Source organism: Chryseobacterium sp. TQ-BC-N36 (genome assembly GCF_058382295.1).
In genome coordinates, this window is the sequence record NZ_CM178175.1 from 1437046 (window position 1) to 1452655 (window position 15610).

Genomic DNA, 15610 nt, shown 5'->3' on the forward strand with positions numbered 1-15610 from the left:
TATTTTCGCCTTAATCCTTCGATGGCCTCTGCTTGTTCTTTTTGAGAGTTAAGGCGTCTAACTTTTTTAGAAAATCAATTTCAGCTCGAAGCCTTTCGTTTTCCAATAAAAGTTCTTCTTCTCTGGTCAATGGCTTATCAGACTTTCTTTTTTTACGTTTGTAATCACTCATAATGACGGGTCTTCCTTTGGGGGTGTTCTTTAACCCTAAAATACCACTTTTTTCGTAATCCCTTTGCCAATTCAACACGGTAGACTGAGCTGCAATATTAAATCGGATACATGCTTCCCTTTGTGAGATATGTTCTGTTTCGATGGTTTTTAGAACTTTAAATTTGAAATTCACGGAATAACTCATGTTTTTTCGAGGGTATAGTCCCGAGATTCCGTACTTGTTATAAAAACCAATCCACTTGCGCAGATTGCTTTCATTAAATCCTTTCTCTGTTGCTATAGATTTAATTGAACAATGAGAATTTTTGTGAAGATTAATACATTCTAACTTGAAAGCAACGCTAAATTTTTCTTTTCTATACATAAAAAAATGCCCCTAAAAAGTGTCTAACTTTTTGGGGGCAGTCCACTGAAAGGGATTCTTTATAGTTAAAAAACTGAGATTACATATAAGCTTCAATCGGCTCACAAGTACATACCAAGTTTCTGTCTCCGTAGGCTTCATCTACTCTTGATACAGAAGCGAAGAATTTGTGGTCTCTTACCCACTCAAGCGGATAAGCTGCCTTTTCTCTGCTGTATGGTTTATCCCATGAATCAGAGATCACCAGTTGTTCTGTGTGTGGAGCATTTTTCAATACGTTGTTTGTTGCATCTGCTTCACCGTTGGCAATTTCATCAATTTCTTTTTTAATAGAGATCAACGCTTCAGCAAAACGGTCGATTTCAGCCTTGCTTTCAGATTCTGTAGGCTCAATCATCAGTGTACCTGCCACCGGGAAAGAAACAGTAGGTGCATGGAAACCATAATCCATCAATCTCTTCGCCACATCAGCCACTTCAATTCCTAAAGATTTGAACTGACGGAAATCTACGATACATTCGTGAGCTACTCTTCCGTTTTCGTTTGAATATAAAATCGGGAAATGCTCTGCTAATACTTCTTTCAGATAGTTGGCATTAAGAATAGCATGTCCTGTAGCCTTTTTAAGACCTTCAGTTCCTAACATTTTGATGTATGCATAAGAAATGTTAAGGATCAATCCTGAGCCGTAAGGAGCAGCAGAAATACCATCGATTGCTTCTTTAGATCCGATTCTGATATTAGCGTTGGAAGGAAGGAAAGGTACTAAGTGTTTAGCAACACAGATTGGACCTACTCCAGGACCTCCACCTCCGTGAGGAATTGCGAAAGTTTTGTGAAGGTTAAGGTGGCAAACGTCAGCTCCGATGTTTCCTGGACTTGTAAATCCTACCTGAGCGTTCATATTCGCACCATCCATGTATACCTGTCCTCCATGCTCATGGATAAGGTTGGTAATTTCTTTAATGTTGGCATCAAAGAATCCGTAAGTCGAAGGATAAGTGATCATTACAGCAGATAAGTTCGCTGAATGAAGTTCTGTTTTAGCTTTAAGATCTTCGAAGTCGATTTCCCCGTTTTCAAGGTTTTTCACAACTACGATTTTCATTCCTGCCATAGCAGCAGAAGCCGGATTGGTTCCGTGTGCAGACTGAGGGATCAGTACTACATTTCTGTGGTGGTCACCTCTTGAGATATGATATTGTCTGATAACCATTAATCCTGCATATTCTCCCTGAGCTCCTGAGTTTGGCTGAAGAGAAGTTCCTGCAAAACCTGTAATTTCCGCTAAGTCTTTCTCCAGTTCACGGATCATTTCCTGGTATCCTTCTGCCTGGTTTACAGGTACAAATGGGTGAATTGCCCCCCAGTTTTCCCATGAAAGCGGTAACATCTGAGTCGCTGCGTTGAGTTTCATCGTACAAGATCCCAAAGAAATCATTGAATGAGTCAATGATAAGTCTTTTCTCTCAAGACGCTTGATGTAACGCATCAGTTCTGTTTCCGTATGGTATTTGTTGAAGACTGATTCCGTAAGAATTTCATCTTTTCTTAAGTTTTCCTCAGGAATACTGTATCCTTCTTTGATTTCTAATTTGAAAGTCTGCTTGTCTTTAAACTGAGCGAAAGAAGCCATCAGATAGTTTAATTTCTCTAATGTTGTACTTTCGTTGATCGCAATACTTACAACCCCTTCTGTAAAATAGTTAAGGTTAAGTCTGTGATCCAGCATCAGTCTTACCAATCTTGCTTTCTCATCTTCAGGCATTGTGATTTTCACGGTATCGAAGATCGGCTCTTCTACCACCTGATAACCTAATGCTTTAAGACCTCCCTTTAAAGCGTTTGCTTTGAAGTGGATCTGATCTGCGATATAGTTTAATCCTTTCGGACCGTGATAAACAGCATACATCCCTGCCATTACCGCCAAAAGAACCTGAGCTGTACAGATGTTTGAAGTCGCTTTTTCTCTTTTGATATGCTGCTCTCTTGTCTGCAAAGCCATTCTTAATGCACGTCTTCCGTACATATCCTGAGAAACACCAATAATTCTTCCCGGGATATCTCTCTTATAATCTTCTCTACAAGCAAAGAAAGCTGCGTGAGGTCCTCCATATCCTAACGGAATACCGAATCTCTGGGTAGTCCCTACAGCACAGTCAGCTCCCATTTCTGCAGGAGATTTTAACTTAACCAAAGCCAAAGGATCACAAGCAACAGCTACCTGAAGGTCTAGTTTTTTATATTCTACGATATCCTCAGTATAATCTAAAACGATTCCGTTTTTACCAGGATACTGTAATAAAACACCATAGTAAGAAGCATCAAACTGATGTGTTTTATGATCTCCAACTACGATTTCAATTTCCAGCCCTTCAGCTTTTGTTTTTAATACAGAAATGGTTTGAGGAAGAACCAGGTCAGAAATGAAGAATTTATTGGCACCTGCTTTTTTCTGGTCTTTAGATCTGTTATTGAAGAACATATGCATGGCTTCAGCAGCAGCAGTAGATTCATCCAATAAAGATGCGTTTGCCAAAGCGAAGCCTGTAAGATCGCATACTACAGTCTGGAAATTAAGAAGAGCTTCAAGTCTTCCCTGTGCAATTTCTGCCTGATATGGAGTATACGCCGTATACCAGCTAGGGTTTTCAAAAATATTTCTCTGGATTGCTGAAGGCAAAAGCGTATTGTGGTATCCAAATCCGATATAACTTGTATAATCTGTATTTTTTGATGCCAAATCTTTTGAATGGTTCAACATTTCGTATTCAGAAAGTGGTTCCGAGATCTCAAGATCTTTCTCTAAACGGATAGAAGAAGGGATAGTCTGAGAAATTAACTCTTCAATACTTGAAACGCCAAGTTTTTCCAACATCGCCTGTTTATCGGCTTCATTAAGGGAAATGTGGCGGCTCACAAACTGTTCTGTATTCATTTTTATTTATTAGATTTTGTTTGTAAAAAGATGGGTAAAATTACAATTTTTTAGACGATTTCACAAGAGTACTACCGAGGTGATAATTCACACATATATATGTGACTTTTCTCACAATTTGCATTTCGCAAATTATGATAAGGTTTACACTAATCTCATCAACAATAATCACTATTCTATACATAATACACAAGGTAAATTATCAATTTCCATATAATCAGGTATGTTATGCATTATTAAAAAAAGTGTATTTAATCAATAAAATTTACCCTTATTGATTGAACTTATATTAAAAAAGAATCTATAAGAATAAATTTATTCAACATCTATTTTGGTAGTAAACAGGATCTATTTATCATTCAACTTTAAGCCTTTTAAACTGTTTTAAAGTAAACTCTGACTGCTATTCGTCAGGTTGTAAGAATTTTATGAAATTTTATTAATTATATTTATTCTAAATTAATATATTTGCAGCATGAATATGATAGTCCCATTTAAAGTTCCGCCTTTGGCTCCTTACACATTCAATAATGAAGAGATGTTCTGTGAAAAGAAATCGTGCTGTAAAAAATTCAAGAAGGGTAAAAGATGTAAAAAATGCCCGGGAAGAAAAAAAATGGCATAAACTAGCTGAAATTTTTGATCAGCATATAGATTGCAATCGCTAAAATAATAATCCCCCAGATGAGCATCATAATTTTAGGCTGACCTGACTTGTTAATTCGGGTTCTGGGTTGTGGTTTAAACATTTCTTCTACAGAATTTTTGAACTTTTCAGCATCATTCTCAAAAACTTCTGTGATGGTGATTCCCTGAACAACTGTTTTGTGCAAAAGAGAATTCGTTGCATGAAGCAGAAGCTGGAATTTTCCGTCCTTAAATTCTGTAATCTTAAAAATCCTTTCTCCATACGGTTTTTCTAACCCAAAAGGCAACACCTTTACCACATCAGCATTACTCGTCTGCCAGCTGATAATGATTTCCTCTCCTTTTTTTGCATGAATTTTATTGGCTGTAAAAGTTTTGATTGCAGGAGGAATATTATACCTGAAACTTCGCTGATGACTTTCCAGGTTCTGGTCATACGTTCGTCTTCTGACCGGATCACTCAATGTTTCATAAGCCTCCTGAATTTCACGAAATCGATCTGCGAAAAAGTCATCATTGTCATTTTTATCAGGGTGATATTTTAAAGACAGTTTCCGATAGGCTTTTTTGACGTCTTCTTCTGAAGCATCCTGTGATATCCCGAGAAAATAGTAGTAATCTTTCATTGAGTACTACAAAAATAAGGATTTATTTTTCTTTGCGTTTGATGTTTATGGTAAAATTTTGATAGAAAAAAGAATCTAAAAGTCATTGCGAATCGAGATGAAGCAATCTTAATATCGTTTATTGTTTTAAGGTTGGAAAACGCAAAGACGCTAGTTCTTTTTCAAACTGTATATTTTAAGGCACGAAGATTTTATCTCCGATAAAATTGTACTTCTCAACAAATGCTGCGAATTGAATGAGTTCAACAGTCCCTTTGTCATTCCGAGCATAGCGGGGAATCTCAACTTTAATTTCTACCCGCAGATTTTACAAATTACACAGATCATTTCTCAGCAACTTCAATGATAACCACTAAATGGTAATAGACCGCCACTATCTATTTATGGAAAATCCATTGCTTAGTGGGAGCAATCCAGTCATTGAGGGCTTTGAAAAGGAAGCCATGATTCAGTCCTGTATTAAGCTCTATTTCTTTAAAATCTTTAATACCTGATCTTATAAGACGTTGTTCCTTAGACATCGGAACATGTCCGTTATCTGATTTTTCAGTAATGGAAAGGATTCTTCCGTACAATCTGAAGTTTTTGTCTTTTTCCAAAGAATCATCTTTAAAACTGGCACCAATAAAAACAAATTTCAATTGTGAGTTCTTCTCATAATTAGACACATACTGTGCAATATAACCTCCCTGAGAAGTTCCTACCACTGTTATTCTTCCGGCAGGAATACCTTTTTTCATGAGACTGTCAATCTGTTTTTTCACTTTCTGAGCATAAACTGTGGGATCCGTATTGGCTTTTCTTTTCTCGGAAATAAGAACCGTATTTTTATCCTTTAATTTATTAAGTATTGTTTCATATTCTGCAACACCATATTGGGGATGTTTTTCGTCAAAAGAATGATCCTCCAGAAATTTATTATGTAAAAAGAAAATGTATTGTTTTTGTTGAGAATTCTGTCCGTAAATAACGACCGAGAGAAATGACAGTACTGCCATATAAATATTCCTAGGCTTCATGATAATCTTTCTATTTGTTATACAAATGTAGTATTAAAAGTTTTTTCTTGTAAGATTTCATGTGTTTTTAATAAAAAAATTCCGGCGCGGGAAGCTTTGCTTCCCGCGCCGGAATTAAACAATTTCAATTTAGTTCTTATGGATTATGCTTCGCACGTATTATCCTTTTTGCAGCATCTTGAACCGAATTCTTTTTTGAACTTTCCTTTCAGTTCCTGATAGTCTTCATCATTCATTTCTCTGATTTTATCTGCCAGGCCGAAAGGTGATTTTTCTTTAATTCCGTACTCATCAAAAATACCTTTGATAAATCTTTTTCTTTGTGCGGCTTTTTTAGCAATTAGTGCTACCCCTACAACGGCTAGTGCTCCAAGAGCTCCTTTTAATGCTGAATTTTTCATTTTTTCAAAATTTTAAATTTTACTACTTCTTGTTTTTTATAGAGACGAATGAATTTTAATTTTACTTTACTACTTCTTTCAAATTTTTAAATTATTCGTTATTTCTGTTGAAGAATCCACCGGAGCATTTGTTTCTCCAGACTTCCTTGAACTTCTCACGTTCTTCAGGAGACAAACCTGCCATTTTTTCTCTCATTTTTCTTTCCTTAAAATCTCTCATTCCTTTACCGAAATGAAAACCTCCGAAAAGAATTTTGCTTAAGATCAGTATTCCCATTGCCTGCCAGAAAGTAATTGTTTTCACTCCTAAAATCTCAGGAAGAAGACAGTTCCAAAGCATCATTACAATCCATGTAACGGCAGCTAAAATTAATGGCGGGCATAACAATAAAAAAATCCAGCCTTTTTTGTGTTTATGATTCATAATTTCTTTTTCTAACTTTTTAAATCTTCGTATAACTTTCTCAATCTGTTTCTCAGGTGCTTCACAGCATAGTTTTTTCTGCTGATGATGGTTTTGATGTTTTCTCCCTGTTCATCAGCGATCTCCTGGAGGGTTTTGTCGTTCAGTTCATTTTCTACGTAGACCAGCCTTTGTTTTTCGGGAAGTTCATCAAGCGCCTCAAACAGTTTTTTCCAGATCTCATCCTGAAACATCTTTACTTCAGGGCCTGCACTTTCGTCCATCAAAAGGATATCTTTGATAGAGAACTCGCCGTCTTCGTCTTCATATACGAAATCTTCAAGATTTTCTGTTTTCTTTTTACGGTAACGGTCGGTAATTTTATTTGCCGTCACCCTGTACAGCCAGCCCCCAACGTTTACGATCTCAGAAAGATTCGTAAGGCTACTGAACTGATACCACACTTCCTGCAGAATATCTTCCGCATCCTCCGTGTTTTTCACTTTGGGACGAATATAGGACATCAGCTTCCCTCCGTAGTTGGAAACGGTCTGTGAGATGATGCTTTCTTTCTCCTTCTGTGGCATTGTTATTTTTTCGACAACCTCCATACTGATATGACGGTTAGCCTTTTGGTTTTACTTTAATAAATTTAAAATATTTTTCTTACAATTCAGTTTTTCTTTTATCCATCGGTTTTTTATCTTCTCAATTATCCCCGGATTACCCATTACTCATTACTCATTACTTATATTTAAGGGAGCTTTTTCCCGCTATCCGCTCATACTCCTCACGCCAGACCATCCCACACTCCTGCCCACAGACTCTCCTATTCATGTTCCGGGGTAACCGCTTCTATCGGGGCTAAGCTGATGAGCGATAATTGGTAATTGATGAATGATAAAGATCTTTTATCCATTCTCAATTTCTGACGTCATTTGAGATTCCTACGGAATGACACAATTGTAATGATAGTTTATCCATACAGCTTGTCATTCCGTAGGAATCTAAACACCACGTAATAATAAAAAAAACGGAAGACCTGAGCCTTCCGTTTCAAACATTATAAAATTATAGGTTACTTATTAAAATTTTCAGCAAAAAATCCTAACATTGACTTATAAAGTTCAATCCTGTTAGGCTCTTTTCCAAATCCGTGTCCTTCATCATATTTTACCAGATAAGGAACTTCAAATCCTTTGGCACGCATCGCTTTTACAATCTGATCAGATTCATTGATATTAACTCTTGGATCGTTAGCTCCCTGAACTACAAATAAAGGCTTTTTGATCTTATCAATCTGGTAAACCGGGGAAACTTCCTTAGCGATTTTTGCTTCCTCGGGATTGTCAAGGTCATACCAGATCTGTTTTACCATTTCTTTATAAGGTTTCCAGTATTCAGGGAAAGAATCAAAGAAAGTAAAGATGTTGGATACTCCTACATAATCTACTCCACATGCATATAAATCCGGAGTTTTAATCAGTCCCATCAGGGTTGCATATCCACCATGGCTTCCTCCGTAAATGGCTACTTTATCTTTATCTACCCATCCCTGTTCAATGGCATATTTTACCCCGTCTTCCACATCATCCATTGCTTTTCTTCCGATCTGTTTGTACCCGGCTTTCTGAAATGTTTTCCCATATCCTCCGGAGATTCTGAAATTGACCTGTAGTGTTGCATATCCTCTGCTTGCAAACAACTGTGTTTCCGGATTGAATCCCCAGCTGTCTCTGATTCCCTGAGGACCACCGTGAGGATTTACAATCAGAGGAACTTTTTTACCCTCCAATGCGGCTTTAGGTAAAGTAATATATCCATGGATTGTCAAGCCGTCTCTGCTTTTAAATTCGATAGGTCTCATTTCAGCCATATCCTCTTCCTTCAACTGAGGCATCAGGTTATAAAGAAGCTTGGTCTGCTTGGTTTTGGTGTCGTATTCATAATAGGTTCCATACAGCTTATCACTTCCTACAACAACCAGGAGTTTATCATTGTTATCATCGGAAGAAGCAATTCCAAATTCCTTATCTCCAAACTGAGATTTTAATTGATCATGTATTTCCTTATAAAATTTACTTACCGGAACCGTTTCTCCCTTAGTTCCTTCATAGCTGATATAGTCAAGCTCATAGTTTCTGTTTTTACCGGCAGTGCTAATGGAGCTTACATCATATACAGGATTAGAATAAATTTCTTTAATCACCGCATTCTTTTTAAGATCATACAGTACAATCCTCGCTTTATCGCTATCCAGATTGGTTACTACATATGCTTCGTCTTTATTTTTAGAATTTTCATTAAATTCTATAATACTGAAGGTATCAGACCAGTCTGCAGATTTGATCAGATTGAATTTGCCGGTCTGCAGGTCTTTATAATAGGTCTTTGTAGTCAGTCCGTTTTCAAGAACGCTATATCCTCTCAGATTTCCGTCTTTATCAAAAAGGTAATCATCAATAGGGCTGTTGACATCTTTATTTTCATACAGCTGGGTCATTTCCCCTGTAACAAAATTAATTTTAAATGGTTCAAAGATCTGTTTGTTGTTTTTATTCATGGTCACCACAACGAAATCCGTATCCTTTATCGGAATAATTGACTGTACTTTTACGCCATCAAACGGTGTCAGATCTTTCTGATTGCCTCCATCTATATCTGTAGCGTAAAGGTGAATATTTTCATTTCCTCCTCTATCCTGTGTATAGAAAAGACGTTTTTTGTTCAGCCATCCGTAACCTCTTATCAGGTCATCTTTCTCAACAATAGCTTTGGTAATTTTCCCGGTACCAAGATCTTTAACATAGACGTGATTTTTTTTATCCTGATCTTTTTCTTTGTAGGAAAGGTACTTTCCGTCAGGAGAGATTTTAAATGCTGAAGCTTTTGGTCTTGCAAAATAGTCTTCAACTTTGTATTTAAAGTTTCCTTTGTCGTAAGAAATAAGCTTTTCAAGATTGGCTTTGGAAGATGGCAAAGTAGGATCTCCCGGCAGTTTGGCAGTAGAACTTTGTGCGTTGATCATAATAGTAGACAGTACAATATAGGCTGTACCGAAAATTTTGGGATTCAGTAGATTCATAACTTATATTTTAAGGGTTAAAAGTTATTGAAAGCACCTTTTTAAAATAATAAAATCAAGTGCATTTATACAATAAGACACATTATCCCTATAAAATGTTACAATTTTCTATCACTTAATTAAAAAAACATTATGAATATGAAAAAGACAGCCTTTCCCGACTGTCTTTTTTAGTGTAAATAAATTCCGAAATACCACGTCCAGGCAATTAAAATAACCTGCATGGGAATCCTTTGATAATAAAGGTATTTCATCCCGGGACCTGTATAATCTGCTTTAAAAATATTGATCTTTTTCCTGGATGAATTGATGTTGGCAATAAAAACCAATACATAAAAAATGATCAGTAAAACAGCTGTAGTTTCACGGACGGACGGAATCATAAGTCCAATCCCTGCCGCAATTTCCAGTACCCCTGTAAAATAGACCCAAAACAGTTTTCCTGGAATAAAATCAGGGATCATCATCGCCATTCCTTTTTGGAATTTAAAATGCGAAAAGCCTGTAAAGATGATAAAAACAGCCATTCCCAGGTTTCCCGAAAATATAAAATCCGGTTTCCCCTGAAAAAGAAAAGTTGCCAGCAAAGCCAGAATACATGTTCCAAAAAGTATGACAAGTAGTTTCATAGTTGATAATAGGTTGCAGGTTACAGGGATTAGGCTCAGGTATCAGTTTTAAACTTGAAACCTTGAACTCTAAACGTTGAATTATATTATACTGAATCAAGGCTAACTCCTTCTGCAAGGCTTTTCACAATCATGAGCCCTTTTGTAAATCCTGTATTGAGATGATCCTGCCATTCTTTTTCAACCTGAACCTCTGTATGAAGTTTTGTTTTCCCATCGAAGTCGATCAGGAAATATTTCTCAAAACTGCCGCTCCATTCCATTACCTCTTTGCTATTTGTATCTTCATGACCTTCCTTATCTATCATTCCCAGATGTTTGAATACTACCTGTCTCGGTTCATCAAGACTGTCTATGGTAGAAACCATGCCTTCTCCACTGGCATTAACGAAGTAGGTTTTTCCGCCTACCTTCCAATCGGATTTCATGACGGATCCTTCTGCAAAGTAACGGGTCCATTCGCTATAAGTTTCAGGGCTCCAGAGAATATCCCAGACTTTCTGCATGGGAGCATCAATGACTGTTTCGTATGATAAAGTTTCCATATTTTAATTTTTATGGTTTGTATTATTTCGCGGCTCTTACAGTTGATTTTCCGAAAGGTGTTTCACAAGTGACATGGCTTTTGGAAATTTCTCCTCAAAAAATTCTTTAAATTCTGCAGGAGTCTGAATCTCAGTCCTCAGCAAAGTTCCTTCTTCGTTTTCCTTCAGGAAGTAAGCTTCTGTAGCCTCACCCCAGTCCTGAGGCACCTCAATACCATCGTAAATCTCACCCAAATGCAGAAATGTTATTTCCTCGTTAGGAATTACTTTTTCAACCCTGCTGTACATTCCGTTGTTTTTTGGGTCAAGAAATTTAACAATATTATTTTCTTCCAGTGTTCCTTCATAAAAAGAGCCGTCCGTAAAAGCCGATGTCCATTGCCTGTAGGTAATATCACCCCAGAGGACACTCCATACTTTTTCAGGGTCGGCATTGATTTCTATTTCGTATGATAATTTTTCCATTTTTTAAGTATTAAGTGGTGGGTAATGGGTGAGAGAGTTTGAGAGTGAGAGAGTTTTAGGGTGAGTGAAATTATTGATCAATCACTTCTAACTTCTAACTTCTAACTTCTAACTTCTAACTTCTAACTTCTAACTTCTAACTTCTAACTTCTAACTTCCAGCCTTAGACTTCTCATTTATCCTCCGACAAAATCACCGCCGTTAATATGAATGATTTCCCCGGTGATATAACTTGCATCTTTTGAAGCAAGAAAAACATAAGCTGGTGCTACTTCAGAAGGCTGTCCCGCACGTTTCAGCGGAGTATCTTTTCCAAATGTGGAGAGATCATCAAAAGCTTCTTTCACCAGCGGGGTCCAGATAGGTCCGGGTGCAATTCCGTTCACCAGAATTTCTTTTTCTGCGAGGTTATCTGCCAGAGACCGGATAAAAGACAAAACAGCTCCTTTTGTGGCCGCGTAATCTATCAGATGATCGCTTCCGCGGTATGCTGTGACAGAAGTTGTACAGATGATACGACCTCCTTTTCCTATCAGCGGAAGAAAATTTCTGGTGAATGAAATCATGGAAATGATATTGGTCTCAAACGTTTCCTGAATCTGCTCATCAGAAATCTTTTCCAGACTTGTTTTCGAGGTATGTATTCCGGCGTTGTTGACCAGAATATCAAGGCTCTTCCACTCTGCTTTAATTTTGTCTGCACACTTTGTTCTGAATGTTTTCCTGGTAAGATCTCCTTTGATCAGAATACACTTCTGCCCTTCTTTTTCCACCAGCTTCTTGGTTTCTCTCGCATCATCATCGCTTTCTTTATAGATAATGGCGACATCTGCTCCTTCTCTGGCAAAATGAACGGCTACAGCCTGTCCTATGCCACTGTCTCCCCCGGAAATCACTGCTTTTTTACCCTGCAGCTTCCGGCTTCCCTGATAATCATTCCGGATAATCTCCGGAAACAGTCCTTCTTTAGGGACTTTTGACTTAGAGTCTGATTTGTTCTGTGTTTTCATATGCAAATCTTTTCTCTAAATACCATCAAACAATACGCCGAAATAAATTAAGAACGATAAGCTTCTTCCAGATCCTGAATGATAATTTTCTGCATTTTCATCATGGCCTGAACTACTTTATAAGCTTTTTCCTGATCAGAATCATTCATCAGCTGAATAAGTCTTTTAGGAACAATCTGCCAGCTCAGCCCATATTGATCTTTGAGCCAGCCGCACATACTTTCTCTTCCTCCGTCTGCAGTCAGTGTATTCCAGTACTTGTCGGTCTGCTGCTGATCGTCTGTCATGACAACCAATGATATTCCTTCATTAAAATCAAACGGGTGATCATAGGAGTTGTCCATGCAGAATAAGCTGTAATTATCAATTACAAAATGGGCATGCTGAACATTTTCTGCCGGTTCCGGAATATCATGTCCCTCACTTCCTGCTCCATACGTCAGTACATTTCCTATGCTTGAGTTCGGAAAAGTCCTGGTATAAAGCTCCATGGCTTCTTTTGCTTTTCCATTGTTCTGGTGGATGAACATTAAAGTAGGAATTATTTTCTGATCATTTGCTTTTTCTCCCAAAAACAATTGCCAGGTCACTCCATATTTATCCTGAACCCATCCGTATTTTGAGCTCCATGAATAAGATCCCAGTTCCATTAAGGCGATCCCTCCATCCAATAATTGGTCCCAGTATTTTTGAACCTCATCTTCCGTTTCACAGATTACCATAAAAGAAACAGAAGGATTTTTTTTGAATTGCGGGCCGCCATTTAACAGCATCAGCCTTTGTCCGAACAGATCAATATTCATCACGACAGGGGTATCAGCTGTAATCTCACCTCCAAAAATTTTACAGTAAAATTCTGCAGATTGTTTAGCGTCTCCATCATACCAGAGACACGGGAAAATATCGTTATTCATAAGTTTAATGTTAATTTGATTTTTGTATTGTTTGTATATTTCAGAAAATTTTTAAGCGGAGTTAAAATTCTTTTGTTTTCTTTATCTCACAAACCCAAAAGTTCAGTAGTGAACAGTGATACAGGAATCCAAAGTTCTTAAAACCCGTGAAGTTTCTATGTTGACAGAGAGCTCTATTATTAATTTTTTAGTCAAAATTATGTCAGACAACAAAAAGCAAAAGAAATCTATGTCCTTGCACCTAAAGATTTTGTGTTACCTGATGCAATGACACATTAAAAATCTATGCTGTATAATTTATACTTCCTTAAAACACATCTGATGTTCTTTCATGTAATCTTTCAGCTTTATCATTGTATTCTTACCAAAACCATGAAGCTGCATGATTTCTTTTTCGGAATAATCTGACAGTTTTTCCAAAGAATCTATTTTTTCTTTTTCCAGTGCTCTTCTTGCGCGTATTGCAATTATCCCCTGAAGAAATCCTTCCTTTGGGTCATAATTAAAAGCATACATAGAATTTAAACTCTTTGACATGATAACTAAATTGATCATGGCTACAAAAAATATTGTTAATGATTCTCCACATACTTGTGGAAATTGTTGAGAATGGCATACCAGCCATCCCGCTGCATTTCCACAGAATTTTGTTTTTCCGGATCGAAAATTTCAATCACTTTCGTTGTATTTTCATCTATTTTATCGAAAATAACTTCTACTTTCCTCCCGTCCTCCAAATGATATCTGATCACCTGATGAGGTATGATTTCATCATACACTCCTTCAAAATCAAACCCAAAGCTTTTGTCTTTCGCTTCCATCCTATTTTTGAATTTACCTCCTATTTCAAGATTATTTTCAGAACTGGGACAATGCCAGCTTTCATGGGCGAAGTTCCATCTCGTAATATGTTTGGGTTCATTGAAATAGTTCCAGACCTTTTCAACCGGTGCTAAAATTGTGATGTCTATTTTAATTGGATCCATAGTTCTGATTTTTTTAGTTGAAACAAAGAGCTGCCCATACAACGGGCACCTCTTTTTATAATGAGTTAAATATAGGATTATTTTGCGTATTCTTCATTATAGTTCACCATCCAATGAACACCATATTTATCCTGGAAGCATCCGAAATAGTCTCCCCAAAACTGGTCTTCAATAGGCATTTCCACATTTCCGCCTTCAGAAAGTTCTTTAAAAATCCTGTCTGCTTCGCTTTTGGAATCGGGGAAAATAGAAACATAATTGTTGTTTCCTACAGTAAGAGTCTGTCCAAATCCAGGAACAATATCAGATGCCATTAAAAGATCGTTCCCGATAGGCAGGGCAACATGCATCACTCTGTTTTTTTCTTCTTCTGAAAGGTTTTCGGTACCGGGAGCATTTCCCATTTTATGAATTCCACCAACGAATTCACCACCGAAAACAGATTTGTAAAAATTGAACGCTTCCTCAGCAGTTCCGTCAAAATTCAGATACGGATTTAATTTAGCCATGATTTTTAATTTTAAAGTTAATATTATAAAATATAGGTTCTATGATTGATCCATTAAGAATTATTTAAGTTAATATGAATAGTAAATTCAGGTGAGTTATACTATTTTTCAAAAATCTTAATGGTTTAAAAACTTTTCTACCTCTCTAACGGTAAAGTCTATTAAGCCTGTATCAATACTTCCGTCAAAATCCAGCATCATATAAATGCCGTGTGTAGCGGGAAGTATCATTAATCTGGAGCCTTTCACCAACCGCCACATTTCAGCAGCGTGTTCCGGCTTCATCACATCCTGATCACCACTGATGAATAAGGTGGGTGATTTTATGGAAGACAAAACCTCATCATCCCAGTCCTGAAAGGTCTGCATCCTTGTACAATCTTTCTCAAAAAGGTTTTCCAGTTTTGAAAAGTCCGGATTGAGACTTAAAAAATTAATTTTGAAAGGTTCCGGCATCGATTCGAATGTGGCTTCCTGCATTCCTTCAAAAAAGCCGTCTATCATTCCGCTTCTTTTATAGAAAGCTGATGCAACGACTAATTTTTCAACAATACCGGGATGACGGTAGGCAATCTGCATCACCGTACTTCCACCGTTGCTGAATCCCCAGAATGAGGCTTTTCCTATGTTCAGTTCTGCCAGAACTCCTGCAACATCGTCCGCATCCTGCTCAAATGTTTCAGGAATATTACGGTGTTCGCTTCTTCCATGATTTTGTAAATCGATTCCTATGAGCTGGAATTTGCCGTCCAGTCTTGTAATGACTTCTCTGAAATCATACAGAATTGAAGATCCGCCTCCATGAATCAGAACCAGAGGTTTTCCTGATCCATAGATCTCATAATATAACTGAATTCCGTTGACCTTTTTATAGCCTTTTTCTACTGGATTCAT

Annotated in this window: 17 protein-coding genes and 1 pseudogene; all 18 read right to left on the minus strand. The window is 37.2% G+C overall.

The window, feature by feature from the left end:
- Window positions 1–10: 10 nt before the first annotated feature.
- Window positions 11–358, minus strand: coding sequence for a helix-turn-helix domain-containing protein (locus AC3FI7_RS06350; protein WP_142726515.1), 348 nt, complete (start codon window positions 356–358; stop codon window positions 11–13).
- 63 nt (window positions 359–421) lie between these two features.
- Window positions 422–538 (minus strand): annotated as a pseudogene (locus AC3FI7_RS06355) (hypothetical protein); the annotation flags it as partial.
- A gap of 79 nt (window positions 539–617) precedes the next feature.
- Entirely contained in the window at window positions 618–3476 is a 2859-nt protein-coding gene (gene gcvP / locus AC3FI7_RS06360; RefSeq protein WP_142726253.1) for an aminomethyl-transferring glycine dehydrogenase, read from the minus strand.
- A 626-nt stretch (window positions 3477–4102) separates the two neighbouring features.
- A complete protein-coding gene (locus tag AC3FI7_RS06365) occupies window positions 4103–4750 on the minus strand; it encodes a J domain-containing protein (protein WP_343658703.1) in 648 nt (215 codons plus the stop codon).
- A gap of 377 nt (window positions 4751–5127) precedes the next feature.
- Complete coding sequence (locus AC3FI7_RS06370; protein WP_343658704.1) at window positions 5128–5769, minus strand: alpha/beta hydrolase; 642 nt, start codon at window positions 5767–5769, stop codon at window positions 5128–5130.
- Window positions 5770–5912: 143 nt separating this feature from the next.
- Entirely contained in the window at window positions 5913–6170 is a 258-nt protein-coding gene (locus AC3FI7_RS06375) for a hypothetical protein (protein WP_278352223.1), read from the minus strand.
- A 91-nt stretch (window positions 6171–6261) separates the two neighbouring features.
- Window positions 6262–6594 carry a hypothetical protein gene (locus AC3FI7_RS06380; protein WP_002978047.1) on the minus strand — a complete coding sequence of 111 codons (333 nt, stop codon included), beginning with the start codon at window positions 6592–6594 and terminating at the stop codon, window positions 6262–6264.
- Between the two features lie 11 nt (window positions 6595–6605).
- On the minus strand, window positions 6606–7160 hold the full coding sequence (locus AC3FI7_RS06385; protein WP_232529173.1) for an RNA polymerase sigma factor: 555 nt from the start codon (window positions 7158–7160) through the stop codon (window positions 6606–6608).
- A 491-nt stretch (window positions 7161–7651) separates the two neighbouring features.
- Entirely contained in the window at window positions 7652–9658 is a 2007-nt protein-coding gene (locus AC3FI7_RS06390) for a S9 family peptidase (protein ID WP_491461670.1), read from the minus strand.
- 170 nt (window positions 9659–9828) lie between these two features.
- Window positions 9829–10287, minus strand: coding sequence for a DoxX family protein (locus AC3FI7_RS06395; protein ID WP_343658708.1), 459 nt, complete (start codon window positions 10285–10287; stop codon window positions 9829–9831).
- Window positions 10288–10373: 86 nt separating this feature from the next.
- Window positions 10374–10832 (minus strand): SRPBCC family protein, encoded by a 459-nt coding sequence (locus AC3FI7_RS06400; protein ID WP_343658709.1) that lies wholly within the window; start codon window positions 10830–10832, stop codon window positions 10374–10376.
- Between the two features lie 36 nt (window positions 10833–10868).
- Window positions 10869–11297, minus strand: coding sequence for an SRPBCC domain-containing protein (locus AC3FI7_RS06405; protein ID WP_343658710.1), 429 nt, complete (start codon window positions 11295–11297; stop codon window positions 10869–10871).
- Between the two features lie 176 nt (window positions 11298–11473).
- Window positions 11474–12307 (minus strand): SDR family oxidoreductase, encoded by an 834-nt coding sequence (locus tag AC3FI7_RS06410; RefSeq protein WP_491461671.1) that lies wholly within the window; start codon window positions 12305–12307, stop codon window positions 11474–11476.
- 47 nt (window positions 12308–12354) lie between these two features.
- The gene (locus AC3FI7_RS06415) at window positions 12355–13221 is read right to left on the minus strand and encodes a VOC family protein (RefSeq protein WP_142726263.1); all 867 of its coding nucleotides are present in this window, start codon (window positions 13219–13221) and stop codon (window positions 12355–12357) included.
- Window positions 13222–13518: 297 nt separating this feature from the next.
- Window positions 13519–13758 (minus strand): DNA-directed RNA polymerase subunit alpha C-terminal domain-containing protein, encoded by a 240-nt coding sequence (locus AC3FI7_RS06420; RefSeq protein WP_491461672.1) that lies wholly within the window; start codon window positions 13756–13758, stop codon window positions 13519–13521.
- 35 nt (window positions 13759–13793) lie between these two features.
- Window positions 13794–14207, minus strand: a complete 414-nt coding sequence (locus AC3FI7_RS06425; RefSeq protein ID WP_491461673.1) for an SRPBCC family protein — start codon at window positions 14205–14207, stop codon at window positions 13794–13796.
- Window positions 14208–14284: 77 nt separating this feature from the next.
- Window positions 14285–14716: a VOC family protein gene (locus tag AC3FI7_RS06430; RefSeq protein WP_291896465.1), complete on the minus strand. Its 432-nt coding sequence runs from the start codon at window positions 14714–14716 to the stop codon at window positions 14285–14287.
- Between the two features lie 117 nt (window positions 14717–14833).
- Window positions 14834–15610 (minus strand): alpha/beta fold hydrolase, encoded by a 777-nt coding sequence (locus AC3FI7_RS06435; protein WP_491461674.1) that lies wholly within the window; start codon window positions 15608–15610, stop codon window positions 14834–14836.

What these genes read in the sequence shown, in the direction of transcription:
- AC3FI7_RS06365 (WP_343658703.1), bottom strand. Translation starts at nt 4,750, where the DNA reads ATGAAAGATTACTACTATTTTCTCGGGATATCACAGGATGCTTCAGAA.
- AC3FI7_RS06430 (WP_291896465.1), bottom strand. Translation starts at nt 14,716, where the DNA reads ATGGCTAAATTAAATCCGTATCTGAATTTTGACGGAACTGCTGAGGAA.
- AC3FI7_RS06415 (WP_142726263.1), bottom strand. Translation starts at nt 13,221, where the DNA reads ATGAATAACGATATTTTCCCGTGTCTCTGGTATGATGGAGACGCTAAA.
- AC3FI7_RS06395 (WP_343658708.1), bottom strand. Translation starts at nt 10,287, where the DNA reads ATGAAACTACTTGTCATACTTTTTGGAACATGTATTCTGGCTTTGCTG.
- AC3FI7_RS06380 (WP_002978047.1), bottom strand. Translation starts at nt 6,594, where the DNA reads ATGAATCATAAACACAAAAAAGGCTGGATTTTTTTATTGTTATGCCCG.
- AC3FI7_RS06385 (WP_232529173.1), bottom strand. Translation starts at nt 7,160, where the DNA reads ATGCCACAGAAGGAGAAAGAAAGCATCATCTCACAGACCGTTTCCAAC.
- AC3FI7_RS06405 (WP_343658710.1), bottom strand. Translation starts at nt 11,297, where the DNA reads ATGGAAAAATTATCATACGAAATAGAAATCAATGCCGACCCTGAAAAA.
- AC3FI7_RS06435 (WP_491461674.1), bottom strand. Translation starts at nt 15,610, where the DNA reads ATGAATCCAGTAGAAAAAGGCTATAAAAAGGTCAACGGAATTCAGTTA.
- AC3FI7_RS06350 (WP_142726515.1), bottom strand. Translation starts at nt 358, where the DNA reads ATGAGTTATTCCGTGAATTTCAAATTTAAAGTTCTAAAAACCATCGAA.
- AC3FI7_RS06375 (WP_278352223.1), bottom strand. Translation starts at nt 6,170, where the DNA reads ATGAAAAATTCAGCATTAAAAGGAGCTCTTGGAGCACTAGCCGTTGTA.
- AC3FI7_RS06410 (WP_491461671.1), bottom strand. Translation starts at nt 12,307, where the DNA reads ATGAAAACACAGAACAAATCAGACTCTAAGTCAAAAGTCCCTAAAGAA.
- AC3FI7_RS06370 (WP_343658704.1), bottom strand. Translation starts at nt 5,769, where the DNA reads ATGAAGCCTAGGAATATTTATATGGCAGTACTGTCATTTCTCTCGGTC.
- AC3FI7_RS06420 (WP_491461672.1), bottom strand. Translation starts at nt 13,758, where the DNA reads ATGTCAAAGAGTTTAAATTCTATGTATGCTTTTAATTATGACCCAAAG.
- gcvP (WP_142726253.1), bottom strand. Translation starts at nt 3,476, where the DNA reads ATGAATACAGAACAGTTTGTGAGCCGCCACATTTCCCTTAATGAAGCC.
- AC3FI7_RS06400 (WP_343658709.1), bottom strand. Translation starts at nt 10,832, where the DNA reads ATGGAAACTTTATCATACGAAACAGTCATTGATGCTCCCATGCAGAAA.
- AC3FI7_RS06425 (WP_491461673.1), bottom strand. Translation starts at nt 14,207, where the DNA reads ATGGATCCAATTAAAATAGACATCACAATTTTAGCACCGGTTGAAAAG.
- AC3FI7_RS06390 (WP_491461670.1), bottom strand. Translation starts at nt 9,658, where the DNA reads ATGAATCTACTGAATCCCAAAATTTTCGGTACAGCCTATATTGTACTG.